This window comes from Sphingomonas lacusdianchii (assembly GCF_022664395.1).
GTDB lineage: Bacteria > Pseudomonadota > Alphaproteobacteria > Sphingomonadales > Sphingomonadaceae > Sphingomonas > Sphingomonas lacusdianchii.
The window spans coordinates 15496-40680 of record NZ_JAKRET010000022.1 but is presented as its reverse complement, the minus strand read 5'-3'; the positions used below and the strand labels follow the sequence as shown (position 1 = coordinate 40680).

Annotated in this window: 26 protein-coding genes; 21 read left to right on the top strand and 5 right to left on the bottom strand. The window is 64.0% G+C overall.

Annotated features, from left to right (window positions below):
- Nucleotides 1-99 precede the first annotated feature (99 nt).
- On the bottom strand, nucleotides 100-720 hold the full coding sequence (locus MF607_RS19915) for a recombinase family protein (protein WP_082450963.1): 621 nt from the start codon (nucleotides 718-720) through the stop codon (nucleotides 100-102).
- Nucleotides 721-953: 233 nt separating this feature from the next.
- Here MF607_RS19915 and MF607_RS19910 point away from each other — a divergent pair, with 233 nt between their 5' ends.
- The 3 genes from MF607_RS19910 (at nucleotide 954) to MF607_RS19900 (ending at nucleotide 2937) form a co-directional block, all read left to right on the top strand.
- Nucleotides 954-1247 (top strand): AbrB/MazE/SpoVT family DNA-binding domain-containing protein, encoded by a 294-nt coding sequence (locus MF607_RS19910; RefSeq protein ID WP_062126271.1) that lies wholly within the window; start codon nucleotides 954-956, stop codon nucleotides 1245-1247.
- Nucleotides 1244-1630 (top strand): type II toxin-antitoxin system VapC family toxin, encoded by a 387-nt coding sequence (locus tag MF607_RS19905; RefSeq protein ID WP_062126268.1) that lies wholly within the window; start codon nucleotides 1244-1246, stop codon nucleotides 1628-1630. Before MF607_RS19910 ends, MF607_RS19905 begins: the two co-directional genes overlap by 4 nt.
- 191 nt (nucleotides 1631-1821) lie before the next feature.
- Nucleotides 1822-2937 carry a site-specific integrase gene (locus MF607_RS19900; RefSeq protein ID WP_242121906.1) on the top strand — a complete coding sequence of 372 codons (1116 nt, stop codon included), beginning with the start codon at nucleotides 1822-1824 and terminating at the stop codon, nucleotides 2935-2937.
- Here MF607_RS19900 and MF607_RS19895 read toward each other — a convergent pair.
- From MF607_RS19895 to MF607_RS19885, 3 genes are all read right to left on the bottom strand, one after another.
- Nucleotides 2934-3602: a hypothetical protein gene (locus MF607_RS19895; RefSeq protein WP_242121905.1), complete on the bottom strand. Its 669-nt coding sequence runs from the start codon at nucleotides 3600-3602 to the stop codon at nucleotides 2934-2936. The two genes, MF607_RS19900 and MF607_RS19895, sit on opposite strands and share 4 nt — an antisense overlap.
- A gap of 120 nt (nucleotides 3603-3722) precedes the next feature.
- Nucleotides 3723-4217 carry a DUF4411 family protein gene (locus tag MF607_RS19890; protein WP_242121904.1) on the bottom strand — a complete coding sequence of 165 codons (495 nt, stop codon included), beginning with the start codon at nucleotides 4215-4217 and terminating at the stop codon, nucleotides 3723-3725.
- A 10-nt stretch (nucleotides 4218-4227) separates the two neighbouring features.
- Nucleotides 4228-5379, bottom strand: coding sequence for an ImmA/IrrE family metallo-endopeptidase (locus tag MF607_RS19885; RefSeq protein WP_242121903.1), 1152 nt, complete (start codon nucleotides 5377-5379; stop codon nucleotides 4228-4230).
- A 625-nt stretch (nucleotides 5380-6004) separates the two neighbouring features.
- On the opposite strand from MF607_RS19885, the gene repC reads away from it, so the two are divergent.
- From repC to MF607_RS19870, 3 genes are all read left to right on the top strand, one after another.
- Nucleotides 6005-7354, top strand: coding sequence for a plasmid replication protein RepC (gene repC / locus MF607_RS19880; RefSeq protein WP_242121902.1), 1350 nt, complete (start codon nucleotides 6005-6007; stop codon nucleotides 7352-7354).
- A 185-nt stretch (nucleotides 7355-7539) separates the two neighbouring features.
- Nucleotides 7540-8427, top strand: coding sequence for a replication initiator protein A (locus tag MF607_RS19875; protein WP_242121901.1), 888 nt, complete (start codon nucleotides 7540-7542; stop codon nucleotides 8425-8427).
- A gap of 92 nt (nucleotides 8428-8519) precedes the next feature.
- The gene (locus MF607_RS19870; protein ID WP_242121900.1) at nucleotides 8520-8795 is read left to right on the top strand and encodes a hypothetical protein; all 276 of its coding nucleotides are present in this window, start codon (nucleotides 8520-8522) and stop codon (nucleotides 8793-8795) included.
- Here the strand turns inward: MF607_RS19870 and MF607_RS19865 are convergent.
- Nucleotides 8762-9637: a lytic transglycosylase domain-containing protein gene (locus tag MF607_RS19865; protein ID WP_242121899.1), complete on the bottom strand. Its 876-nt coding sequence runs from the start codon at nucleotides 9635-9637 to the stop codon at nucleotides 8762-8764. The two genes, MF607_RS19870 and MF607_RS19865, sit on opposite strands and share 34 nt — an antisense overlap.
- A gap of 255 nt (nucleotides 9638-9892) precedes the next feature.
- Here MF607_RS19865 and MF607_RS19860 point away from each other — a divergent pair, with 255 nt between their 5' ends.
- The 15 genes from MF607_RS19860 (at nucleotide 9893) to MF607_RS19790 (ending at nucleotide 25154) form a co-directional block, all read left to right on the top strand.
- Nucleotides 9893-10567, top strand: a complete 675-nt coding sequence (locus MF607_RS19860) for a ParA family protein (protein ID WP_242121898.1) — start codon at nucleotides 9893-9895, stop codon at nucleotides 10565-10567.
- On the top strand, nucleotides 10564-10875 hold the full coding sequence (locus MF607_RS19855; protein WP_242121897.1) for a hypothetical protein: 312 nt from the start codon (nucleotides 10564-10566) through the stop codon (nucleotides 10873-10875). The genes MF607_RS19860 and MF607_RS19855 overlap by 4 nt, the downstream gene beginning before the upstream one ends.
- Nucleotides 10876-10917: 42 nt before the next feature.
- Nucleotides 10918-11754 (top strand): DUF7146 domain-containing protein, encoded by an 837-nt coding sequence (locus MF607_RS19850; protein ID WP_242121896.1) that lies wholly within the window; start codon nucleotides 10918-10920, stop codon nucleotides 11752-11754.
- A gap of 60 nt (nucleotides 11755-11814) precedes the next feature.
- On the top strand, nucleotides 11815-16056 hold the full coding sequence (locus MF607_RS19845; RefSeq protein ID WP_242121895.1) for a strawberry notch-like NTP hydrolase domain-containing protein: 4242 nt from the start codon (nucleotides 11815-11817) through the stop codon (nucleotides 16054-16056).
- A gap of 134 nt (nucleotides 16057-16190) precedes the next feature.
- Nucleotides 16191-18275, top strand: coding sequence for a ParB/RepB/Spo0J family partition protein (locus MF607_RS19840; protein ID WP_242121894.1), 2085 nt, complete (start codon nucleotides 16191-16193; stop codon nucleotides 18273-18275).
- 99 nt (nucleotides 18276-18374) lie between these two features.
- A complete protein-coding gene (locus tag MF607_RS19835) occupies nucleotides 18375-19337 on the top strand; it encodes an ArdC family protein (protein WP_242121893.1) in 963 nt (320 codons plus the stop codon).
- A 24-nt stretch (nucleotides 19338-19361) separates the two neighbouring features.
- Nucleotides 19362-19850 carry a hypothetical protein gene (locus tag MF607_RS19830; RefSeq protein ID WP_242121892.1) on the top strand — a complete coding sequence of 163 codons (489 nt, stop codon included), beginning with the start codon at nucleotides 19362-19364 and terminating at the stop codon, nucleotides 19848-19850.
- On the top strand, nucleotides 19847-20044 hold the full coding sequence (locus MF607_RS19825) for a hypothetical protein (protein WP_242121891.1): 198 nt from the start codon (nucleotides 19847-19849) through the stop codon (nucleotides 20042-20044). Before MF607_RS19830 ends, MF607_RS19825 begins: the two co-directional genes overlap by 4 nt.
- Before the next feature lie 71 nt (nucleotides 20045-20115).
- Nucleotides 20116-20760 (top strand): hypothetical protein, encoded by a 645-nt coding sequence (locus tag MF607_RS19820; protein ID WP_242121890.1) that lies wholly within the window; start codon nucleotides 20116-20118, stop codon nucleotides 20758-20760.
- Nucleotides 20761-20764: 4 nt separating this feature from the next.
- Nucleotides 20765-21202, top strand: coding sequence for a hypothetical protein (locus MF607_RS19815; protein WP_242121889.1), 438 nt, complete (start codon nucleotides 20765-20767; stop codon nucleotides 21200-21202).
- Nucleotides 21203-21229: 27 nt separating this feature from the next.
- Nucleotides 21230-21520: a hypothetical protein gene (locus MF607_RS19810; protein WP_242121888.1), complete on the top strand. Its 291-nt coding sequence runs from the start codon at nucleotides 21230-21232 to the stop codon at nucleotides 21518-21520.
- 591 nt (nucleotides 21521-22111) lie between these two features.
- The gene (locus MF607_RS19805; RefSeq protein WP_242121915.1) at nucleotides 22112-24034 is read left to right on the top strand and encodes a reverse transcriptase domain-containing protein; all 1923 of its coding nucleotides are present in this window, start codon (nucleotides 22112-22114) and stop codon (nucleotides 24032-24034) included.
- Nucleotides 24031-24399 carry a DUF6927 domain-containing protein gene (locus MF607_RS19800; RefSeq protein ID WP_242121887.1) on the top strand — a complete coding sequence of 123 codons (369 nt, stop codon included), beginning with the start codon at nucleotides 24031-24033 and terminating at the stop codon, nucleotides 24397-24399. Before MF607_RS19805 ends, MF607_RS19800 begins: the two co-directional genes overlap by 4 nt.
- Before the next feature lie 33 nt (nucleotides 24400-24432).
- The gene (locus tag MF607_RS19795) at nucleotides 24433-24642 is read left to right on the top strand and encodes a hypothetical protein (protein WP_242121886.1); all 210 of its coding nucleotides are present in this window, start codon (nucleotides 24433-24435) and stop codon (nucleotides 24640-24642) included.
- Nucleotides 24639-25154 (top strand): thermonuclease family protein, encoded by a 516-nt coding sequence (locus MF607_RS19790; RefSeq protein WP_242121885.1) that lies wholly within the window; start codon nucleotides 24639-24641, stop codon nucleotides 25152-25154. Before MF607_RS19795 ends, MF607_RS19790 begins: the two co-directional genes overlap by 4 nt.
- The last annotated feature ends 31 nt before the right edge of the window (nucleotides 25155-25185 follow it).

The window sequence follows — 25185 nt, the reverse complement described above, 5'->3', positions numbered from 1 at the left end:
AGATGTCCGCGACCACAATGCTCGCAGCACCCTTTGGCACGGACAAACCGAACGAAGTCGGAAATATGCCGCCAATCGATCGGGTACAGAAAAACATGCTCAGGACGGATCGGCATCGGTAGCAGCGCTATGCAGTAGAGCGGATTCCGATGGCAAGGCACCGTTTGGCCCGAGAGACGCTGCAGGTAGGAAGCGATAAACCGTCCCTCGCGAGATCCCCAGTTCGCGGGCGATGTGCGCCGGGCGCATCCCCTGCGCCGCGCGCGTGCGCACCGCCTCCGGATCGATACGCGGTTTGCCGCCCTTATAGACGCCGCGCGCCTTGGCAGCCGCGATCCCCTCCGCCTGCCGTTCCTTACGCAGATTCGTCTCGAACTCGGCAAAGACGCCGAGCATATCGAGGAACGCTTTACCGGCGGCAGTGCGGGTATCGATCGGCTGCTCTGTAGCCTTTAAGGCTACCCCCCTGCCCTTCAACTCGTGGACGATGTCCTGAAGGTCCTTCATCGACCGTGCGAGCCGGTCGATCCGCGTCACAACCAGCGTGTCGCCCTCGCGCAGAAAATCGAGCAGGACTTGTAATTCGGTTCGAGCTTCGCGCCCGGACCCGGACTTTTTCTCCGACCGGATCGTCTGACATCCAGCTGCGCGTAAAGCGGCTTCCTGGATGCCGAGATCCTGATCCGTCGTAGAAACACGGGCATATCCAAAAAGCGCCATCGAACCCTCATTCTGTTCGAACAGCTTCTAAACCCAACGGATCAACTGTTCAATATCCCTGCAACCCACCCCGATTAGACGCTACCAGCGTTTCATACTGATTGTCCGATACGGGTATACCCAGATGGACGGACAATGAAGACTGAGTCCGCGTATCTGCCCCACCGATAGGCTTTGCCATAGTCCTGGATGTGGCATACTACGCCTATGACGTAGATGTAGGACGAAGAACGATGGCAACGCAAACCATGGATATTAAAGTGGCGGGCAACGGTCGCATGGTCCTGCCTGCATCAGTGCGGAAAGCGATGGGGCTGCATGGCGATGCTAAGGTCATCCTGACTGTAGAGGATGATCAGGTCCGTCTGACTCCGATCGGACACGGTGTGTCACGTGCACAGGCGCTCTACCGCGAACATGCCAAACAGGCGCGCACGACCGACGACTTCCTCAGTGACCGGAAGGCCGAAGCTGCCGTCGATCTCGGTGAGGTCGCATCCAATGATAAGGATCGGGACGCGCAATGACGTCCGTCGTCTTTGATGCATCCGCGGTACTGGCACTGGTTCGGGACGAACCCGGTGCCGACAAGGTCGCACCTCATGTCGGGCGTGCTGCAATCTCGGCGGTCAACCTCCAGGAGGTCGTCAAGGAGCTCCTGCTCAGCGGGCTCGACGAACCCACTACCCGCGAACTGCTGGACGAACTCCGTCTCGACGTCCGCGCGCACGACGTTGCTGCAGCCTATGCGGCCGCGGCGTTGCACGCCCAGACGCGCCAGTACGGCCGCGGTCTAGGTGATCGGTCCTGCCTGGCGCTGGCCATGCAACTTGGCGTCCCCGCCCTCACCGCCGATCGCGAATGGAAGAAGGTGCGGGTCAAGAACCTGAAGCTCGAGCATATCCGCTAGTCCGAGATGCCCGCATCTGCGGCCGAGCCAAGGGCAGCGAAATCGGCAAACGTCCACTGCTTCAGGCAAACGTCCACTATTTTAGAGAACGCTTCCCCTTGGTGAGAGCGTCCACTGTTTCAAGAGAACCGACAGTGATCCGGTAGCCCGTTCGGCACCCCGAATGACCGGACGGACCCGAACGACCCGACATGCGCAACGACACCACGGACAGTGCGGCAAACGACGGGAGCGAGCTCGATGCGAACGTGGCTGGCGCGGTGGTGGTGCTGGATCAGGTCACGTCGCTCGAGCCCTATCTCCCCGATCTTGCCCCCGGCGATCGCGAACGCGTCGACGCCTATGTCGGCCGCGCCTCGGCCGACGCGACACTGCGCGCGTACAAGTCCGACTGGCGGCTCTTCTGCGCGTGGTGCGGCGAGGCGGGCTACCGGCCGCTCCCCGCGACGCCGGCGACCGTCGCCGCGTTCCTGACGCTCCTCGCCGAGACTGGCTTCGCCCCGCGCGAGCCGCTGCGCACCAAGCGCGGGCGGATCATCACCCGCCAAGACCCGCGGCCGCTCGGCAAGGCGACGATCGGGCGGCGCCTGGCCGCGATAGTCTTTGCCCATCGCGCGGCCGACATGGAGCCGCCCACCACTCAGCCCGACGCCGCGCGGCTCGACAAGGCGATGCGCGCGATCCGGAAGGACAAGAAGGACGAGCTGCCTGCCAAGAAGCGCGCCGCCGACGGCGACGTGCTGCGCGACATGCTGCGCAGCGTTACCGGCGAGGACCTGCGCGCCTATCGCGACCGCGCGCTGCTCGCGATCGGGATGGCGGGCGCGTTCCGTCGCTCGGAGCTGGTGGCGATCACGGCCGGTCGGGTCACCGAGGACAGCCGCGGCTTGTTGGTGCGGATTGGATCATCGAAGACCGACCAAGAGGGCAAAGGGCATACCGTCGCCATTCCGGACGGGCGTCGCCTCGAGCCGGTGCGCCACTATCGTGCGTGGCTGGAGAAAGCCGGGATCAGCGAGGGGCCGGTCTTTCGCAAGCTCACCCCGCAGGGCCGCCTCACCGACAAGGCGATGAGCGCACAAGGCGTGGCGCTGGTGGTCAAGGCCGCAGCGGTCGCAGCGGGCTACCCGCCTGAGCTCTTCTCAGGGCACTCCCTGCGCGCGGGCTTCCTGACCGAGGCAGGGCGACAGAACGCCAACTTGTTCAAGATGAAGGAGCATAGCCGGCACAGCTCGCTGGAGATGGTCGCGGAGTACGTGCGGGATCACGAGCGGTTTCGTGAGCACGCAGGAGAGGGCTTCCTTTAGCGAAGCCTGCTCTTCGACTGAATTTCGGTTACGCTAACGACCTGTCTCGCCTCGTACGGGAAGACAGTTTGCCCATTCGAGATCAGCGCTCGGTCCCTGTCCATAGCCACGATGCCGCCAACAATTCGCTCTATCTTGCCATCCGGCCCTCGGATGCCGATGATCGTGCAACCATTCTTTCGCCCTTGCGCTGCAACGCAGGCGCTGATCGCCGCTCGGTGCCTCCGTGCATCGCGCTGCCCGTCCTTTTGCCCAAAGCTCATGAGGCCGAGCCAGCCGAGAAATAGAGCGAGTGTCAGCATGCCACCTAAGAGGCCGGCCAAAGGCGACAGAACCAGGCCAAGATCCTCGATCTGCCTCTTAATCCACGTCCAAACATCGGAACTCTTTGATCGCATGCGAGCGGCCCGGATGTCGCCCGATTTAGCTATCCAGAGGACGGCCGGAACGAAGAAAAAGAGGCTTACACCGCCCCACAACAGATAGGGAACTGCGTTCGGCAACGTATTGTTTGCGAATATGTTGAAGCCGCTATAGATTCGATCTCCGGCAGAAGATGCGAAGCCGAGATCACCGGCTCTGAGCTCCTTGAGCCGAGCAGTCTCGTATGACGCCCCCGTGAAGTAGAAGTAAGGCGCCGTCACAAACGCGAGGAAGCCGGGCAAGCGCCCCCAGCTGCCTAGAATCCTGTCACGCCAACGGGTGGGGGTCGGGGAAGCTGAGTGCGTCATCCCGACTATGTAGATCTGGCGCTGATTCTGTCTAGCGCACGACGCGAGGCGCTCTCACGGCCGCCAGTCAGTCGTGAAGTCAAGCGCCTCGATCATATCGAACAGCGAGCAGCACGGCACCCCGAAGCCCCGGCAGACGTCAGGCACCTTGCGGTTGGGGCCCTGCTTGCTCGGTTTCGATACCTCAAAGCTGACCACGGTGCGTTGGCCCGGCTCGACACGCCCATAGGAGATGAGAAAGGGATCGCGGCCAACCAGCTCGACGCCGTTTTCGTCGAGTGCGCCATAGCCGCCCATGATGGTGTCAGCGACCAACCCGGGATCGAGCTCCTCGTTGAGGATCAGGGCAGCCTTGCTCTCCTCCGTGCAGAGCCAGTCGACGATGTCGCCGCGGCCGGATGTAACCTCTTCATACTGCTCGAGAGGCACCTTCACGTTGCCGATCGTGCCCTGGTGACGCAGCCACTCCCAGAACACGGGAAAGCGCTTCACCGGATAGGCACGGCGATCACCGGTGATGAGCGTGTCGGCGTCGAGAAGGTAGAGCAACCCGACCCCGCTATGCCATCAATTCGGTCATGCGGCCGATCGCAGTCGGCTTCACGCCGAGCACCTTGCCCGCCTTGGTCGTGGTGAGCGCGCCGCCCGCGACCATGCGATCGACCAGGTTGAGCAGGCCCTGCCCCACTCGATGACGGCGAACGACATAATAGTCAGGCGCCCCCTTCCCCACCTTTTGTGGAAACTCGCGGCGGTCCTCATCGAAGCGATCGGCCAAGCGCCGGTACAGCGCCGCATCGATCAGGCGCTCGCGGAGCAGATTGTAGGCCACCATCTTGCGGCTGACTTTCCGAGCATTTGCGAAGGCGCCGATCTGCTCAACCAGGTCATCGAAGGCGACACCGACGTCGATCTCGCGTAGCTCGGCCGGAACAAGGAGGAACCGCGCGGCCGCGTCATCGCAGAGGCGTTCGACCGCCTGCTCGCTGTCGTAGCCGCTGATACCGCTCTGTCCGAGCAGCACGTGACCAAGTTCGTGCAGCAGCGTGAACGGCCACGCCGTCTTGGAGTCCGTCTCGTTGATCACGATGAATGGCGCGACGTCGTCCGCGAGCGCCATGCCACGGAAAACACCCGGACTCAGATTGCTCCGGTAGTTTCCCAGATTACCGATCAGCAGGACATAGACCCCGGCCGCTTCGACCGCATCCCGAAGAATGCGAAAGGCCTGCTCAATGGTACGGGCCTCGCGATAAGCGGTACGATCGAGCGCCAAAAGATCGACCATTGCACCTGCGAGGCCGTCCGCTCCGACCCGCGGATCCACGGAGCCCACAAATGGACGAGGCTCCGCCTCTTCGGCATCCTCCAGCGCGCCGCGAACCAGCGCCTGCCGCGTACGAACGTCACGCACCAAGGCATCGACAGTCGCCTCGGCGCCAACCTCCCGTTGCCGCAGCGTACGGAAGTCGTGCGCTCGTGCTGCAGGCGCGGGCGGCGCCGGCAGGTAAAAAGTCAGCAGCGGTCGCCGATACCGATCCGCCATCTTCAGCAGCTGAGGACGGCTTGGCTCTCGAACCCCGTTCTCCATGTCCGCCAGCCGCGCAGCCGCGTTCTCACCGCCGAGCCCGATGCCCCGTGCGGCGTCCTCAAGCGTCAGGCCCGCGCTTTCGCGCGCCCATGACAGGATCTGAGGATTGACCTTTGGCATCTTGGTGCGTCGCAACTCCGGGCTACTTGGGACGCCGTTATGGACACGGCTGCCTGACTTGTCAGGCCCTTGATCCACCTACACGGCAACAGAGGACCTGGTCGACGTTGCCGCTGCCCAGCTTGAGGGCGATCGCGGCTGACCGCCCAATCGAGCCCACGAGATAGATATACTGAAAGCACGAGCCCCGCTTCGAAGGGCCGAATCCGCCCCGGGAAACCGCTTCCACAGTGTGTAACCCGGTTACACACCCCCCCTCCCCCGGCCCTCACGGACCGTCTGGCCGACATAGAAATACTGAAAGCACGAGGATTTCCGGGATAGATTAACCGAAAGCACGAGGCAGCGCGGGCGACGATCCTCGGCCACGCCGTCTACGCTGGCTGCGCCGACGCGTCTGCGATTCACAGACGCACCGCCTCGCGATCGTCCGATCGCGTGTCACCAGCAAGGGGAAGCCGTGCAGAAATGAAAAACCCGGCACTAGGCCGGGCTTTTCGGAACCTCGGTGAGGTCGTGTCGCAGCGAAGCCTTTAGCCGAGATCCGATGACGCAGCAATAGAGAGCGCGGTTCGCGCCACGGACTTCTGCGTCCGCACGGGCTCCCGGAGGGGGTTTCCGATCGATGAGTTATGCCTACGCTCCTGGGGCGGGCCACCGCCGGCTCGACGAACGCACTGCTGCAACCGACCAGCTTGCGGTGCAGTTCCAAGGGCTTCCCGCGGATCTCAGTCACCGACAGGTCCTCACTGTTTTCAAGCGTGCGGCGCCATACATCGGTATCCCCCCTCGCCTCGTTCACGCCGTCGACACGCTGATGAGCTGGTCGCGCTCGATCGACTGGTCGGACGGCCAACGCCCGATCGTCTTTCCCTCTAACGAGAAGCTGACCCAGAAGCTCGGCATCGGGGTGCGCCAAGTCCAGAAAGTGCTCGCCAGCGCGGCGCGCTACGGCCTTATCACCCACCGGGATAGCGCGAACGGCAACCGGGTCGGCGCTCGCGGAAAGGACGGACGGCTGATCTACGCCTACGGCATCGATTTAAGCCCTCTCGCGGTGCGCTACCAGGAGTTCGTTGAGGCCGCCACCAAGGGCGCCGAAGCAGACCTCCGGATCAAGGTCCTGCGTCAACGATTGGCCGCCGCGCGGCGCCGGATAAGAACGCTCGCCCAGCTGGTCGACGACGAGCAGATCGACAGCATCGATGCCCGGACGGCTGTGGAGATCTCGCTTCTCGCCACCAGCCAAATGCGCTGCGTGCGTGACGAGCAACTGTTGGGCGCTGTTGTCGAGCAGATGGAAACGCGGGCCGATGAGCTCGGCAAGGCTGTCGCGGCTGTGATTGAGGGTGTCCCGCACTCGATGATTTCACAAAAAAGTTCGCCCTCGGGCGAACAAGACGACGCCCCTATTACAACTACAAGCCAACCTGAAACTGCTAAAGCAGCTTACAGTAGTGGCTTTCCGAGAAGAGGTAGCAAGACTGGGTACGACGTCCGCGACCCTCAGCCCCAGACCGAGGTTGAGGCCGACTTGGAGAAACACGGCGTTGACCCCGAGTTCATCGCGGCCGTCGTTCCAGAGTTCATCCTGACCGATAGCCCGCGGCCGACCTGGGGAGATTTGATCGGAACGGCAGAACGATTGGTCAATCAGACTGCTATCCACCGAAACGTGTGGCACGAAGCCTGCCGCCTCATGGGCCAGAAGGGCGCAGCCGCGTCGGTCCTTGCGACGGCTCATAAGCACATGCGGGGGGATGTCGACCGGCCGGGTGCCTACCTTCGCGGGATGAATAAGCACGCCGCGTCAGGCCTGCTCAACCTTGGCCGAACCTATCATGGTCTGAAGGACAACGCCCGGTCGAGCGGGATGCGAGCACTCTCCAGCGGCAAGGATCCACGCTCGATCGGCCAACTCGCGGCAGCGGCATTGGGGCTTGCGCGGACCGGTCGGCCAGCCCGGCTGCTATGAGGAGATAGATATACTGATAGCACGAGCCTACGCCCCCTGCCCGACGATACTAGGAGAGCGTGCCGGCGCCGGCCGAGGCTCGAACGGTGCAATCCTCGTGCTTTCAGTATTTCTATCTCGGTTCGGGGATGATCGACCGCGCCGCTCGGAGTATGGTCCTCCGATAGGTTCGGAAGGGAGCGAAGATGCCAAGGCTGAAAGCCATGCCGCAGCAAATCTCGCTGTTCGATATGGATAGCCCGCTACACGGCAAGGTGCGTGGTGAGCGTTCGATCATGCACTTCCCGTTCTTCACGCTGTCGAAGAACCCGCACATGGAGCGGATCGAGTACCGTCGTGAGGGCGTGACGATCGAAATACGCCCTAGCGACACCGGGGTCGCGACCATGTGGGACAAGGAAATCCTCCTCTACGTCGCCTCCTTGATCGCACAGTCGATCGCAGACGGGCAGCCGGCTCAGGAGGAAGTGACGTTCGCGGCGCACGACTTCTTCCGGATCACAGGCGTCGAGCGCCCCTCGACACGGGACTATCGTCGCTTCGCAGAGGCGCTCGAGCGTCTGCAGGGCACCCAGATCAAGACCAACATCGAGACCGGCAACAAGATCGACCGAGGTTGGTTCTCATGGCTTGCGGAAGCTCAGGTAGAATATGAGAAGATGGCCAACGGTGAGGAAATACTTCGGTATGTCCGGATCAGGCCGTGCAACTGGCTGTTCCGCGCGATCCAGCGCGATCAGCGGATGTACCATTACCATCACGACTATTTCCGCCTCGGTCCAATTGAGCGCCGCATGTACGAAATCGCGCACTGTTCCGGCGAGCCGATCGAGATGTCAGTCGAAGAGCTGCACGCCCAGGTTGGATCGATGGGCCCAATCTCCCGATTGAAGAGCTTGGCGAAGGAGATAGAGGCAGAAAACCGCCTCCCCGACTACGACGTCACCGTCATCAACACGATCACCGGCGAACACGTCGACGCGCTCGGTCGAACCCGCAAGAAGAAGGGTATGGTGATCCAGATGCGGCCGAAAAAGCGTAACACGACGCAGCCGAAGGCCTTGGTCGCGTAGCTCCCCTGCCCTCCCGCTGACCTGCGCGCGCAACTGAATCCGCTTCTTTGCCGTTAAGCATCCGAAAAGGGTCTTGACGTATAGGAGCGTTTATGCCGCAAGTCACCCTCGACGCCTGGATCTCGCTCTACGCCGCGGTTGGCCTGCTGGTCGCGATGTGCGCCACGATCGCCGTCATCAAAACCGTCCACGACTATCGCTCCGGCTCGCGGACGCTGGCGACCACAAGCGTTATGGACAAGGTGCTGGCCGCGCCGCGTGTATGGGTGCGCTGGCAGCTCAATTATCTGCTGGGTGCGCCGGCGATCCTGATGATCGCCACGCTCTACGCCCATCACCTCGGGTTCGCGACGCTCGTCGACGTGTAAGAGAATAGCTGCGCACCCCTAAAAGCAGGCGGCTGCGCAAGGTTCGAGGCAGTCTGAATCGTCGCGGTCCTGAAAGCACTCGCTCCCCAGCCCCGCGTAATGGCCGAGACATAGCCGATGGTCTCCCGGAACGGCGGGATCCGCCCGTTCAGGCGCACCCTACCCGGCCCGGCATTGTAGGCAGCGAGCGCCAGATCGACGCGCTTGAACTCGTCCAGGTGGGCGCGAAGATAACGCGCCCCTCCCCTCAGGTTCTGCAACGGATCGCGCGAGTCATAGACGCCGAGAATCGCCGCGGTGCCGGGCATCAGCTGAGTGAGGCCAACCGCGCCTTTCGGGGATACGATGAACGGGTCGTATCGACTCTCCTGCGCGACAAGCGCGTCGAAGAGGCCGACCGGCACCCCTGCCTCGCACGCGACGGCCGAGATCAGCGGATAATATCGCGCGCGGCGCTGCTCCAAATAGGCGGGCAGGTCGCCTCGCGGCCGGTAGGGGCTCATCGAGCATGCGGCGGGGCTGTAGAGGTAAGGCGCAACGGCAGCCGCTGCGACCAGCCCCGCCGGACTTGCCCTTCCGGTCTGCATCCAGAGCGGGACCGGGATGGCCGAACGCTCGATCGGCGCCGGTGCAAGAGCCGGCGCAAAGGTTGGCGCCGGTGCCAGCCCCGCAAAGTCCTGCGCTAGCGCGTCCGGAGAGACCCCCTCCCCCTCGCTGACCGGCACAGGCGAGGCGCGCGGGCTTGTCTTGCCAACCTCGATGACGACCCCGTCGTCGACGCTGCGGAACGGGACGAGCTCTACCTGCTGCGCGCGAGCGGCCGACCAAGTCAGCGCCGCCATAGCGACACCAACGAGGCTTCGAGCCGCAAAGGTCGATCCCTTCATCACCCCTAAAAGGGACCACAGCTTTCCAGGTCTGACAACGTGGAAACTTTTTACACACTCGCGGTGCAGAACGCATTACACAACGCGGTGCAAGCGCGCCGCGCATTGCGGTTGCCACGCGCCGCGCGTGGTGGCATACACTCCGAAAGCACGTCGCACCGCGCATTGCACTACAATGCACTGCGCTTCCGCATTACAGGGAGCTTCGCAATGCCGGTCATATTGGTGGGGTCGATCAAGGGTGGCGTCGGCAAGTCCACCACGGCGCTCGCGCTCGCATCCGAAATGCGCTCGGCCGGACAGAGCGTCCAGATCATCGATACCGACGAACAGCGCTCACTCCTGCGCTGGTACGAGGACTGGAAGCTGAAGGACCGCATCGTTGTCGAGGATGGCCACAAGCTGTCGCAGAAGGGATTGCAAGCGGCAGTGATGAAGGCTTCCGAGCAGCATCCTTTCGTGATTGTCGACGTGAAGGGCGCGATGAACGAGCTCATCATGTACGCCACGCTGCAGGCCGACATGCTGATCATCCCGCAGCGCGCCTCGGCTGCGGACCTCGAACGATCCGTCGAGTTCCTCGATCAGATGAACTTCATCGAAAGCGCTCGCGGGAGGCCCCTCCCCCACCGCGTGCTGATCACCCAGCGCAGCCCCGCGATCATGTCGCGGGCCGAACGTGAGGTCATGGACCAGACGCGAGAAGAGATCGGGGTGTTCAACTCCGAGCTCTCGCTCGGCGACGCATACCGGGCCATGTTCCTCTACCGGATGACGCTCGAGGAGCTCGACGCGCATGCGTTATCACGGACCGAGCGAGCGCGGCAGAATGTGCAAAGTCTTCTTCGCGAGATCGTCGCAATCATCAAGGAGTCGCAGGCATGAGTGACGCACCAGCTCCCAAGAAGTTTGGCCGCGGCGCTCGGACGCCTGCGCCGACCGACCTCGACCTCTCGGACTTCAAGCCGACCCCGGCAACCGCCCCTAGCGCGCCGATGGACCTCCCAGAAGGCTATCGCCCTGGCTCGCCCGCGCGACGGCGCCGGGTGCGGGAAACGAAGAGCAAGTCGCTGACAATGCGGATCACGCCAACGACGTTCGACCGCTTCAACGACTACTGCGATCGCGAACAGATATCCTACGCCGACGCCTTCGATCGCTTACTCAACCTGGCCGACACGGCCAAGGAATAAGAGTGAAGGGGGCGGGTGCATCTTGAGAAAGGATGCACCACCATGGCCCTAGTCGCACTCAAACCCACCCAGCAGGTCGTCGACATCGTCGGCACCCTAGGCGGCACCTGGCGAGGCTATCTGGCGATGTGCCCCTGCCCCGCTCATCAGGACGCCACTCCGAGCCTTTCCATTCGTCAGGGGCACGAGGGCATTCTTGTCCATTGCTTCGCCGGCTGCGATCCCGACGACGTCCTGCGGGAGATCTCGCGGATCAAGCCCGGCCAGAGATATGCCCCCCCTGCCCCGTCGCGTGCCTCAGGTCGGGCCAACGTGGAGCGGATCTGGGGCGAGGCGGTCCCGGTGCCGGGCACGCCTGCGGAGTCCTACCTGACAGGCCGCGGCATCGTCGCCCCGTTTGAGGAGCTGCGCTTCCATCCTCGGTGTCCCTGGGGACCCAAGCCAACAACGCGCTTCCTGCCCGCTCTGCTCGTTGCCGCCCGAGAAGGGCGGGCCTTGCGTGCGATCCAGCGCGTTTTCCTCGATCTCGGCCGTGGAGGCTACCTCGATAAGGTCATGCTCGGCACCCCCGCGGGCGCGAGCTGGCAGGGACGCCGGATCACCGACACGCTGGCGCTCGCCGAGGGGTTCGAGACGGCCGCCATGTTCACCCAACTGAACGACATTCCATGCTGGGCGACGCTTGGCGCGGCGCGTCTCGACCGGGTTCACATTCCCGACAGCGTCCGCACCTTGATCATCGCCGAAGACAACGATGCGGAAGGTCGCCGGGCACGGCGCAGAGCGTGGGCCGCCTATCGGCCTCGCGGCTTCGACCTTCGACGAATGCCGCCCCCCGGGCGCTTCGGCGATTGGGCCGACGTAAGAGCCGGAGCCTAGAGGGAAGGGGGAACTGGTCTGGGGAGCTGCAGAGGGCAGCCACACAGCCAGGAGATCCCCATGAGCGACCTGTTCGACACCGCGCCATGCCGTGCGTCCTCATTCACCGCCGCAGCGCGCGAGCTCGTGCCGGCCGTACTCGGCGAGGAGAAGATCACGCGAACGCTGCTGAACGCTGCGATGACAGCAGCCTTCGGAGGCTCCGACGCCGACGGCCGCTGGACGCAGCGCGAGAGCTTCGAAGTGCTTGAGCATGCAGTTGCACTTGCAATGCGAAACCGCAGTGCAATGCGCGATCAGCTTGCAATGGGCGATGTCCTGCAGGCGTCGGCGCTGCTCGCCCGCTTGCCGACCCAGACGGTGCGCAGCGAAGAACAGATCGAATGGCAGCAGTTCTCGACGCCGCTCGACCTCTCCACGGTCGCCGTGCTGCTCGCGTCGCCCCGCGGCGACGATATCGTGCTCGAGCCGAGCGCCGGGAATGGACTCCTCGTGGCTCAACTCGGTCCCGTCGGCTCGCTCCAGCTCAACGAGATCGACCCGTCGCGACGCGCACGCCTCGCGGCAACCTTCCCCGATACCACAGTCTCGGGGCATGACGGCGCTACAATCGCGAGCACGATGGCATCGCTCCCCCGTCCCAGCGTCGTCATCATGAACCCACCTTTCTCGCGCTCAGTCGGTCGCGGCGACGACGACCTCGCTGCTGTGCGCCACCTCCAGGCGGCGATCCGGCGCGTGCGCCCGAACGGACGCGTCGTTGCGATCATGCCGGACTGGTTCAGCAACTCGGCCCGGATGGGAGAGATCTGGAACGCAACGCTGGACCAGGTCACCGTCCGGACGTCGATCCGCCTCACTGCTGCCTATGGGAAGCACGGCACCAGCGTCGCGGTGCGTCTCTACGTCCTCGACAAGGCGGCCGGTCAAAGCAACAGCGTTGTGCTGCAGCGAGCGACCGTCGCCGATCTAAACGACGACCTAGTCGTTCCCGATCGCCTCGCGTTGACCAGTGACCCAGCAAAACAGGCGACGCCGAGAGGCGGCAGCGTATCGCTTTTCCGGAGCGTGCGATCCAAACCCGCAGCCGCGCCGCGTGTCTTTCGGGCGCCCTCACGAAACGAGGTGGCGCCGGTCACCTACAAGGTCCTCGAGACCCCGGCGCCGCTCGCCGAACAGACCGGCGTCTATCTCCCATACCGACCAAGCCGGATCGTGTTCGACGCTGCCGGCGAGCACCCGACCGCCCTGGTCGAGTCCGTCGCCATGGGTTCGATCCCCGCGCCGATCCCGGTTCACGTCCCGGCCCTGCCCGAGCGAACGGTCAACGAACGCATGCTGTCATCCTCGCAGCTCGAAACCGTCGTCTACGCCGGTCACGCGTGGACGCAGTACATTCCCGGCCGTTTCCGTCCCGATCCGGAGGGTGTGGGCCTGATCATCGACGAGAATGGCAGTCGCTACCGCAAGGGCTTCTTTCTGGGCGACGGCACGGGGGCGGGGAAGGGGCGACAGGTTGCGGCCGTGATCCTCGATAACTGGCTCGCGGGACGGCGTCGCGCTATCTGGGTATCCAAGAACGAGGCGCTCCACGCTGACGCCATCCGCGACTGGACGGCCCTGGGCGGCCTTGCCGCCGATGTGCAGCCGCTCTCGCGCTGGAAGATCGACGAGCCGATCAGCATGTCTGAGGGCGTCCTGTTCGTGACCTACCCGACGCTACGCTCGACGCGCGGTGACGCCAGCCGGCTCGAGCAGATCATCACGTGGGCCGGCGACGACTTCGAGGGCGTCATCGCCTGGGATGAAGCCCATGAGATGGGCGGCGTCGCAGGAGGCGAGGGGAGCATGATCGCCAAGAAGGGCTCGCAGCAGGGCATCGCCGGCGTCCTTCTGCAGAACCGCTTGCCCGGCGCGCGCGTGCTGTACGCCTCCGCAACGGGCGCTTCCGAGGTGAACAACCTCGCTTACGCCGTCCGGCTCGGGCTCTGGGGGCCGGAGACCTCCTTCGCCAATCGGGAAGCGTTCATCACCGAGATCCGCCAGGGCGGGATTGCAGCGATGGAGCTGGTGGCGCGCGACCTCAAGGCGACAGGCCTTTACACCGCGCGCGCTCTTAGCTTCGCAGGGGTCGAGTATGACATCCTCCGGCACGAACTGACCCGCGAGCAGATCGAGGTGTACGACACCTATGCCGACGCCTGGGGCATCATCCACCGCAACATGGAAGAGGCGCTGAAGCTGACCGGCGTGGTCGACTCCCTCAGGGGAGACACGCTGAACTCCGGTGCCAAGGCGGCCGCCCGATCGCGGTTCGAGAGCTGCAAGCAGCGCTTCTTTGGTGCGCTTCTTCTATCCTGCAAGTTGCCAACGGTCCTTGCCGCGGTTCGGCAGCATTTGGAGGCCGGGCAGTCCGTGGTTCTGCAGCTGGTCAGTACGGCTGAAGCCATCCTCGATCGGCGCCTCGGCGAGCTATCCCCAGACGAAAGAGCAGACCTCGACCTCGACCTGTCCCCGCGCGAGGCGGTAATCGATTATCTGCAGCGCGCCTTCCCGGTCCAGCAGATGTCGTACTATCTGGACGATACCGGCGAAACGCGGTCGCGACCCATGTTCGACGATCGAGGCACCCCGGTCACCAACCCGGAAGCGGAAGCGGCCCGAGACACGCTGATCGAGCAACTCTGCGCGCTCCCTCCGATCGCAGCCGTTTTGGACGGCATTCTGGAGCATTTCGGCCATGACAACGTCGCCGAGGTGACGGGGCGCACCAAGCGGCTCGTAAGCACCGCGGGCGGCACCCAAAAGCTCGAATCCCGGTCGGCCCGCGCGACCCAGGCGGACTCCGCAGCCTTCATGGAAGGGACCAAACGGATCCTCGTGTTCAGCGACGCGGGCGGCACCGGCAGATCCTATCATGCGAGCCTCGCCGTGAAAAACCAGGAACAGCGGGTTCACCTCCTGCTGGAGCCGGGCTGGCGTGCCGATCGGGCCATCCAGGGTCTCGGTCGAACCCATCGTACCCATCAGGCCTGCACGCCCCTGTTCCGGCCCGTCACGACCGACTGCAAGGGCGAACTCCGCTTCACGTCGACCATCGCGCGGCGTCTCGACAGCTTGGGCGCTCTCACAAGGGGCCAGCGCCAGACAGGCGGCCAGAACCTGTTCGACCCGGCCGACAACCTCGAAAGCGAGTATGCCAAGGCGGCGCTCATCAGCTGGTATCATCTGCTCGTTGCCGGCAAGTTGAGCAGCACGAACCTGGTCGACTTCCAGCACCGCACAGGGCTCGAGCTGCAGGACAAGGATGGTGTCCTCAAGGAAGACCTCCCACCGATCCAGCGTTGGCTAAATCGGCTCCTGGCGCTTCCGATTGGCCTCCAGAACCTCATCTTCGACGAGTTTCTCGCCTTGGTCGAAACACGGGTCGCAGCCGCGCGGGACGCCGGCACGCTCGATGTCGGGGTCGAGACCATGCAGGTCGATCGCGCCACGGTGCTCGATGACACCATCCTGCGCACCGACCCGATCAGTGGCGCAACGTCTCACCTCTTGACCATCGAGGTCGCACGGCGCCGTCAGCCAGTCTCGCTCGATCGCGTGCTTCGCATCGCCGACAGCGACAGCACGGCCATGTTCCTGCGGAACGGTCGATCGGACAAGGTAGCGCTTCGGACAGCGGCTCGGTCCGGCATGACGGAGGATGGCGTCGCGGTCCTGCGGATCGAACTGATGCGTCCGACCCGTCGCGAATATCTCGCGGCCGACGACCTGTTCGAGACAGCCTGGGAGGAGTGTTCCCGTGAGACCTTCTCGGCCGCATGGGAAGCCGAAGTGGAAGAGGCGCGTACCAAGGTCGACACCGAGACAATCCGGCTCGCGACGGGCTTGCTGCTGCCAATCTGGTCGGCCCTGCCGAGCGACCATCTCGCGGTCAATCGCATCGTGGACGAGGAAGGCCGTTCGTGGCTCGGTCGCATGGTTTTCCCGCGCGACATCCACACCCTGTTCAACAAGCTCGGCCTGGATGAACCACAGGTCCTGAGCCCCGACGAGATCACGCAGGCGGCATTGGGAGGCGGCTCGATCGTCCTGAAGCGACCGTTCGCATGCGAGGTGAAGCGGGCGAGGGTCAACGGCAAGCCGCGGATCGAGATCGTGGGGGCGCCTGCCGCGCAGCTACCGTGGCTGAAGTCGATCGGCTGCTACGTTGAGATCATCTCCTACAAGACCAGGATCTTCGTACCCAACGAGACTGCCTCGGAGGTGATCGCCCGCATGACGGCGCAGCCGGACGGGTGATACCAAAGCATCGCAGGGCGCGGTGCAATGCGCGGTACATGTCGCTGCGCGAACGGGAGCAGGAAGGGAAGGGGGAGCGAGGGGGTGTTCGGCGAGGGACTTCGCCGGACATTCCCACGCTCAGGAGACTGGCAATGACCCAGACCGTCAAACTCGCAAAGCTGAAGCAGTCCGAGAAGAACGTCCGCACGACGCAGCCCAAGAACATCCCGGCCATGGCCGCGAGCATCCGCGCGCGCGGCATCATTCAGAACCTTCTTGTCACCCCGTCCAAGCCGCGCGGCATGTTCGAGGTCATCGCCGGCGAGCGGCGCTTTCTGGGAGCGATGATGCTCGCCGAGGCGGGCGAGATCGTCGCGGCGGATTACGACGTGCCGGTCAAGATCGTCGCGGGCGACGACAACGACCTCCGCGAGCTCTCGCTGACCGAGAACTTTCAGCGCGAGGTAATGACGCCGGCCGAGGAATGCCGTGCGTTCCAGCACTTCCTCCAGTCTGACGGCGACATCGACGCCGTCGCCAAGCGGTTCGGCCAGACACGCCGCTTCATCGAAGGCCGCCTCCGCCTCGCCAATCTGGCGGAACCGGTGTTCGAAGCTCTCGCCAACGGCGACATGACGCTCGACATGGCAAAGGCCTATGGCTCGACCGAGGACCGCGCGAAGCAGGAGCGCGTATTCGCGCAGTACCGCCACAGCTCCTACATCACCGCGGACCAGATCCGGCGCGCGATCTCGAACGACACCATGAAAGCGACCGACCCCGTCGCCATCCTGGTCGGTGCCGACGCCTATGTCGCCGCTGGTGGCCGCGTCGAGCGCGAGCTGTTCAGCGAGGATGGCGACCGCTGGTCGGATCCCGAGATCGCCCAGTCGCTCGCCAGCACGCTCATGGAAGCCGAGGCGAAGCGTCTCGGCGAGGAACAGGGCCTCGCGTGGATCCGCCCGATCGCAACCACCAACCTGTACGGTGCGACCGCGGATCTGCACCGTGTCGCTCTGCAGCCGGCCCCGCTCACCGAGGCGGAAGAAACCCGCGCGTACGAGATCTCCGAGCGGATGGAGGCCCTCACCGAGGAGATGAGCGACGAGAGCCTTGAAGAAGAGGCCTACGGCATTCTCGAGAGCGAGTACGACCGGCTTCAGGAAGAGTACGAGGGCATCCACAACAAGCCCCCCGTGCTCCCCGACGACATCAAGGGGCAGGTCGGGACCTTCCTGATGCTCGACCGCAACGGCAAGCTGGTCCTCGAGACGACCTACTACAGCGAGACGCCGCTCCGCACGCCCGGCGATGCGGACGACGCGAAGCCGACCGGATCGACACGGGACACGAGCTCGCTTCCACCCGAGGCGGTCGCGCCGGGCGGAAAGCCGCTGAGCGCTCGTCTCCACGACGAGCTCGCCGTGCAGCGCCGCGACATCCTCGCCGCCTCGATCCTCGCGGATCCCGGCCTCGCGCTCGACTACGCGCTTTTCGCGATGGTGGACCGCACCCGCAACTACGGCCGCTCGGGCACGACCATCACCGCGGGCCGGCCCAACGATCCGCAAATGCCGGCCGATTTCGCCCCCACCCAGGCGAAGATCACGATCGCCGAGGCGCGGGAGGCACTGGATACCTCGTGGACCGAAGGCGCCTCGCCCGTCGAACGGTTCGAGGCATTCCGCGCCCTCGGCGACGATGCCAAGGCAGCGTGGCTCGCGATCGTGGTCGCGGACTCGCTCGAGGCCAAGCAGGACTATGGCACGGTCACGACGAACCCGCTCCACGCCCGTCTCGCCTCCATCCTCGAGATCGACGTCGCCAAGTGGTGGCGGCCGACCTGCGCCAACTTCTTCGACCGGGTGTCGAAGGGCACGCTGCTCGCGACGCTCACCGAGGTTGGCGGATCCACGCTGGCAGCACGCTATCTCGGCTCCAAGAAGGGCGAGATCTCGACCAGCTGCGAGAGGCTGTTCGCCGGCGAGGCCATTACCGAGGCGGAGACCAAGGAGGCCGCTCTCGCCTGGGTGCCGGACGCGATGCGCTTCGACGTGGCCAGTACGGCTGAGTTGGTCGAAGACGACGGTCCCGATGACGAAGACGCCGGCAGCGATGTCGACGGTGACCCCGACGGCGACGACGGTGCCGATCTTGATGGCGACCAGAGCACCGAGCCCGGCGAGGACGACGCCGGTGCGGTGAACGACGACGCGGAGCTCGTCGCGGCCGAATAACCCCGCCCAACCGTCTCCTGGGCAACTGGCGGTCGTCCCGATGGGGCGGCCGCCTTCTTTTTTCGCGGGCGCCATGCCGCCCAACGGGGAGCACCCATCATGACCTTCCGTCGCAAGCCCGATGCGCCGCGCCGTGACGTCGCGGCCGAGATCACCAACCTCATTATCGAGAAGCTCGAATCCGGCGTTCTGCCGTGGTCACGCCCTTGGGGGCTCACCGGGGCAGGTGGGCGTCCGCTACGCCATTGCGGAACCCCGTACACCGGCATCAACACGCTCTACCTTTGGGCGATCGGCGATGCCCGCGGCTATAGCAGCCGCACCTGGATGACCTATCGCCAAGCCGAAGAGTTGGGCGGCCAGGTGCGGCGCGGCGAGCGAGGCTCGCTGAGCGTCTACTTCTCCAGTTTCTCCAAGACGGAAACCGATCGCGTCACCGGTGCTGAGGCCACCAAAAACATCCGCTTCCTGCGATCCTACATCGTCTTCAACGTCGACCAGATCGACGGCCTGCCGAGCTACTACTATCCGACGATCGCGCCGCCCGAGCCACGCGTCGAATCCGAGCACCGCGCCGCCATTGACGGCTTTTTCGGCACCCTGCCGGGCACGGTTCGCCATGGCGGCGACCAGGCCTACTTCTCGCCGATTGGCGACTACATCCAGATGCCGAACCGCGGGGCGTTCCGGTCGGACGACCACTATGCCAGCACGCTGGGGCACGAATACACCCACTGGTCAGGCGCCGCGAGCCGGCTCGACCGCGAGTTCGGCAAGAAGTTCGGCGACAACGCCTACGCGTTCGAGGAACTCGTCGCCTCCATCGGCCAGTGCCTGATCTGCGCCGAACTCGGCCTACCCGGCGATCTCCATGACAATCATGCCAGTTACATCGACCACTGGCTTCGCATCCTGAAGTCGGACTCCAGCGCGATCATCAAGGCCGCGTCGAAGGCCGAGCAGGCCTTCAATTACCTGCGCGACCTCGCCCGACCCGCCAGTCACGACGCCAGCGGCGATGCCAAGGTCGAGTGGCACGAGCCCGAGGCGCTCGCGGCATGACCAGTCAATCAAGGAGTCGCACTCATGCGCATCGAACTGAAGAAGCTGAAGGTCGTGGTCGCGCTCTCGGAGGAGACGACCTGCTATACCGCCGAGATCTGGATCGACGGCGCTCGCGCTTTCCTGGCCTCGAACCGCGGACATGGCGCCGCGGACGACTTCCACCAGGTCGGCGCGCTCACCGAAAAGGAGGTCGACGCGTGGCTCGCCGCCAACCGCCCCGCGCGCGAGTTCCACGGAACCACTCTGCAACACACGCTCGAGTTCGAGGTAGCCGCGATGATCGGGAGGATCGAGGAGACGAAGCGGCTCCGGCGCTCCTTCAAGAGGCAGCTCATCGTGATCGACGACGGGAAGGTCTACGGTTATCCCCTGAAGGGGCACACCCCTGCGGCCGTCGCCGAGGCCGTCCGCAAGCACCGCCCCAATCTGCGGGTCGTGAACGACGATGAGCAGGCGATCGAGGACGCCATCGACCTGATGATCGCGCAAGCCGATCAGGATCCGACATGACGCTCGACCTGATGCGGCTCCTCGGGCCGTCCAGGCGCGATCCCATCTGGGAAGCCGAAAAGCAGGGTTGGCGGGGGTACGTGCTCGGTAGCACCGGCTGTCACTATCGACGTGGCAGCCGGCTCGCCGATGCGTGGCAGCGTGGCTTCGCGGCAGCCGCTCGATCGTCGGATCCTGTGGGTCTGATGCTCTGATCCGGGACCAGGGAAGGGGAGGGGGAAGCGGGCCGGTGAGCGCGAGAGGCGCTCAGGATCCGGAGATCGCCATGCCCTACGACGTTGCTTTTCGCCATCAACAGGCGCTCGACCCGAGCGCCTTGTCCACCATCACCGCCGGCGTCCATGCCTTGACACGCGCGATCGAGGACTGCCGCAATGCCGGGGTCGACTACGAGAGCGACGCCGCAGTGATCCTGCTGGCCCGACATCTCACCACGGTGACGCAGAACCGGCCCGCCGAAGCGATCTTACGACGCCGCTGTACGGAGCGCATTGCGGAGCTGCAGCGCTTCCCGGCCCTTCTCACGCTCGCCATCCGGGGCGTCTCCTACGATGCCGTCGCCAAGGACCTTTTTCATGCGGACGGGCGCAGGGCGATGCGCAATCTGGCGAATGCGCTCACCCTTCCCGAGGGCAGCTACACCATCCGGTCGAACCGGTCGGATCCGTCCGTATCGGGTGAAATAACCCTTCACGGCGAGGAGGTCTGGGTGCAGCTGTCGCTTGGCGCGCTCGGCCCCGAGAACGAAGTGTCGTTTCGCCGGGTCAGAGGTCAGCACGACCTCCTGGGCGACCGCCGGCGGTTTGCCGCCATCCGCGAGCTCCTCAACCCTGCTCGGTTCGCAGACCGCCTACGACGCGAGCTGCATCTCGCCCCTGCGGCAGCCGAACCCGCCCTTTTGGTCGGGTGATGTGATGGACGTCCTTGCCACCCGCGTACGCGTGACGGGCGCGCCCCCTCGCTACCAGTATCGGCTCTACGCGCCGTTCGATGCGCTCTCACCGGAACGCCAGTCGCTGATCCACTACCACAGCGATTTCGGCCACGGGCTCGGCCTGCTCGCTCGCATGAGCGAGGCAATCGCTCCCATGACTTGGCTTGAGATGTCCCCCGGGCACGAGAAGCTCGCACAGGGCCGCGCAATCCACGACCTCGCTCAGCAGATCGAGGCGCGCGTGCTGTCGATCCTGTTCACCGAGGTGACGAACACGCGGGTGCCACCACTCACCGAGGGCCGGTCCGATCTTCCAGACGAGCGCGTCCGCGCCCGCGTCGCGCAGCTGGTGAGCCACGTTCACCGGCCCGCTCTCGAGACGTCCGCGATTCACCTCCTTGACCCACGCCGCCTCTGATGCGGCCCAGATCTGAAAGGACTAGCAATGGGCTGGCTCACCATGCCGCTGTCGTCGATGCAGCCGCATTCGACCCCGAAAGCGTATCTCGACGCCCAGTTCACCTATGACCAGCGCGACCCTGCCGGTAAGGGCAGGGCGCTGCGGATCGTCGCGTCCTCCTGCCTGCGCAACAAGGTCTACTACGCGGCCGCGGTGCCGAGCACCGACGGAGTCGACGAGCCAACCTTCGCGATTGTGTGCCTGGTCAAATGGAACCCTCGCGACCGGGAGGGCTACGTGTTCGGGTACAAGGACAGTGCGCCGTTGCGGCGCTGAAATGGAGTATCAGTGATGATGAGGTAAGTTGAGAATGCCTCTGCTCGCCGGACTAACCTCGGGCCTCACAAGGTCTGAAATCCCGAAAGGGACGGGGAACAATAGCATGTTCGGAAAAGGCCAGATGCGTCTTAGTCGCAAATGGAGGCGATGACGGTCAGGGCAAGGTGCGTATGGTGAAGGCTACACTGCTTAAATCCCAGTCTGCAGCAATCTATATAGCGATACTGGCGAAAGCGACTGTCACGCCAGGTCCGGATGATGACAGCGGTCTCATGTCTTGGCCGCCTGTTTCTCAGCCCATCCGGTGCGCCTCTCGTCGAGGGGTTTAGTGGACGAACGGGACACCTAACCGCGCCGCATCTCCATTCAGCGTAACTACGGGATGCCCTAAACAGGCGGCTTCTGCCGGCCTGCATGGGTACGGAGCCGCCATATTACTCAAATGCCCGGGGTAATGCCCGGGACATCGACCTCTTCGGAGGCGGCGGTGCAACTGTATAAGGTCTCGAGCGATCGGGCCGAAAGCGGGGAAGACCGGGGGAAGGGCGGCAGCTGTGATTCTTCAACCACCGATCATGGGGTGTGCTGATGCTGCCAGAAACTGTGAAAGGCCGGTTGGAGGCCATTCCGGCGCTCGTTGCGTCGGGCAAAAGGGTGAATGGACTCTATCGTCTGATGGGGTCTCGCCTCCTTTGGGAGGAGGGGCTCCAGAAGATCGGATCCAACAAGGGTGCGATGACGCCGGGTATTGACGGCGAGACCTTCGCGGACTTCGGACCGGAAGACCTCGACCCGATTATCGCCAGCGTGACGGCAGGGACCTATGATCCCAAACCAGTGCGTCGGGTGTTTATCCCGAAAGGCAAGGGCAAACGGCGTCCGCTGGGCATTCCCACGCGCGACGACCGCCTCGTTCAGGAAGTGGCGCGGCAACTGCTCGAACGGATCTATGAACCGGTGTTCTCGAACGCCTCCCATGGATTCCGGCCGGGCCGGTCGTGTCATACGGCGCTTGAACACGTCAAAGCCGTATGGACGGGGGTGAAATGGCTCGTAGATGTGGATGTCGCGGGGTTCTTCGAGAACATCGACCACGACATCCTCCTGCGGCTGTTGCGGAAAAGGATCGATGACGAGAAATTCATCGGCTTGATCGGCAGCATGCTTAAGGCGGGTGTTATGGAAGACCGGGTTCACACCCGGACCTACAGCGGCACTCCGCAGGGCGGTATCGTCTCTCCAATCTTGGCCAACATCTACCTCCATGAACTCGATATGTTCATGGCGGAACGGATCGCGGCTTTCGAGAGGGGGAAGGTCCGTGCCACGAACCCGGAATATGGGCGACTGGCTGGGCGCATCCAGAAACAACGGAAGCGCGTCACCATGCTGCGGGCCAAAGACAATGTCGACGAGGTGAAGGTTGCGGCCTCCTTGGCCAAAATCCAAACCTTACTGCCGCAAGAGCGGTCCATCCCGTCGAGAGACGCGATGGACCCCGGTTATCGCCGACTTCGTTACTGTCGCTACGCGGACGACTTCATGATTGGGGTTATCGGTAGCAAGGAGGATGCACGAAGCGTGTTCGCCGAAGTCAGGGCATTCCTGACCGAGGCGCTGGCGCTCACGGTGTCCGAGGAGAAAAGCGGTATCCGCAAGGCGAGCGATGGAGCCGCCTTCCTTGGATATGAGGTCCGCACATATACGACACGCCAACGGGTTGTCCGGAGCCGACAAGGTTCCGTCAGCTTCCTTCGTAGGCCGCCGTCGGAAGTGATGCAGCTGCATGTCCCTTGGGAGAAGGTCCACGCGTTCGCTTCTGCAAAAGGTTATGGTGATCTGTCGGTGTTGAAGCCGCGTCATCGTAGCCTGCTGCTCAGCTGCAGCGACGTTGAGATCGTCCTAGCTTACAACGCCGAATTGCGGGGTTTTGCGAACTACTATGCTCTCGCCAAGGATGTGAGCTTCAAGCTGAACAGGCTTGAGTTTCTCCAGCGGTGGAGCTTGTTCAAGACCTTGGCCAGCAAGCACAAAACCAATGTGCGAGCGGTCGTGGCCCGCATGAGGACGGGGCAGGAATTCACCATCGGCTACGACGTCGATGGCCAGCCCCGATCGGTCAAAGTCTGGAAACTGGCTCATCTGAAACGTGATCCGGCCACCTCGTCCAGGATTGATATCCAGCCTTGGACGCAGGTGTTCACCCACTCACGTACGGACTGGGTTGATCGTCAGAATGCCAAGCAATGCGAGGCTTGCGGTCGATCCGATGTTCCGTGTCAGGTGCACCATATCCGGGGGATGGCCGATGTTTCGCACCGCGGTTTTGTCGTGAGAATGAAGGTGGCACGCGCCCGCAGGACGGTGGTCCTGTGCGAGCAATGCCACTGGGATACTCACAGAGGCCGCCTGCCCGATCTACGGCAAAGTGATGGTTCGTCACAGTGGAGAGCCGCATGCGGTGAAAGCTGCACGTGCGGTTCGGCGGGGGGATCAGGGCTGACTCCATGAGCAGCACCAATCCTACCCGACTGACTGAACACATGGGGCCGTGCGAAGCCGAATGCCCGGAGCGGATCCTCGCCCTGCTTGGCGATACCGACGAACCGTCCGCGCTCAACTGGCGACGCCGCTGCATCGACAATCTGGCCCGCGCCGCGCGCCCGCTCGAGCATGGCATGCGGATTCGCCTGCCGTCCCCGTTCAGGTTCACCGACGGCTATGAGGGCGCAGAGTTCACCGTCCACAAACGAGGCCGCAGGGTCGCGCTGTCCAGGCCCGGCGTCAGCTACCCGGAGTACCGGCTAAGCGGCTTGCGCCATCTGTCCTGGACAGTCGTCCCGGAGACGAAGGTCCACAAGACGGTGTTCGCTTGATTGCCACCCACCACCTAACTCAGGATCACGGTCATGATCGCGCTTCCCGACCACGTCCCTCTCAGCCCCAAACGCCGGGCGCTCTGCAGCAACGACAATGCAAGGCGCATTGCAGCGCGCATGGCTGATGACGGTGCAAGCTGCATTTCGGTCGTTCGCACCGGCAACCCTCTCCAGCCACTTCGGATCATCCCGGCCGTCGTCGACGGCCCCGACGTCGTGCTCGAGATGCGGCTCGCATGAGAGCGGCCCTATTCCTGCTTCTGGTCGCCCTGACGGCTTGCGGCGCCAGTCCGGAGAGCGGTCGGAACGAACCCACGATCCGGGGCGATGCGCGGGCACTGGACGGCGACACCGTGTCGATCGATTTCCGGTTTTCCGGCGCCGATGCGGTCGAAAAGAAGCAGCTCTGCGAGCAAGCAGGCTCCTGCTATCCGTGCGGAAGGCTCGCCCAAGACGCGACGGCAAGAATGCTGAAAAGCGGCGAGGCAACCATCCAGCTGGTCGGCAGCAGCAGCTACGGCCGCCCCGTGGCAATCGTCAGTGTCGACGGCTCCGATGTTGGCGAGCAGCTGATTGCGCAGGGCTTCGCGGTGCCGGCTGTCAAATACCTGAAGAGTGATCCCGAACGCGCTACCCGCTATGTCGCGGCATTCGAGGAGGCACGCAGCCACGGCCGCGGGATTCATTCAGGAGAGTGGATCGACCCGGAGAAATGGCGACGGGGGGAACGGCTCGCATGCGAGCGACGTTGAAGCACCACCCCCGAAACAAGACGGGCGGCCC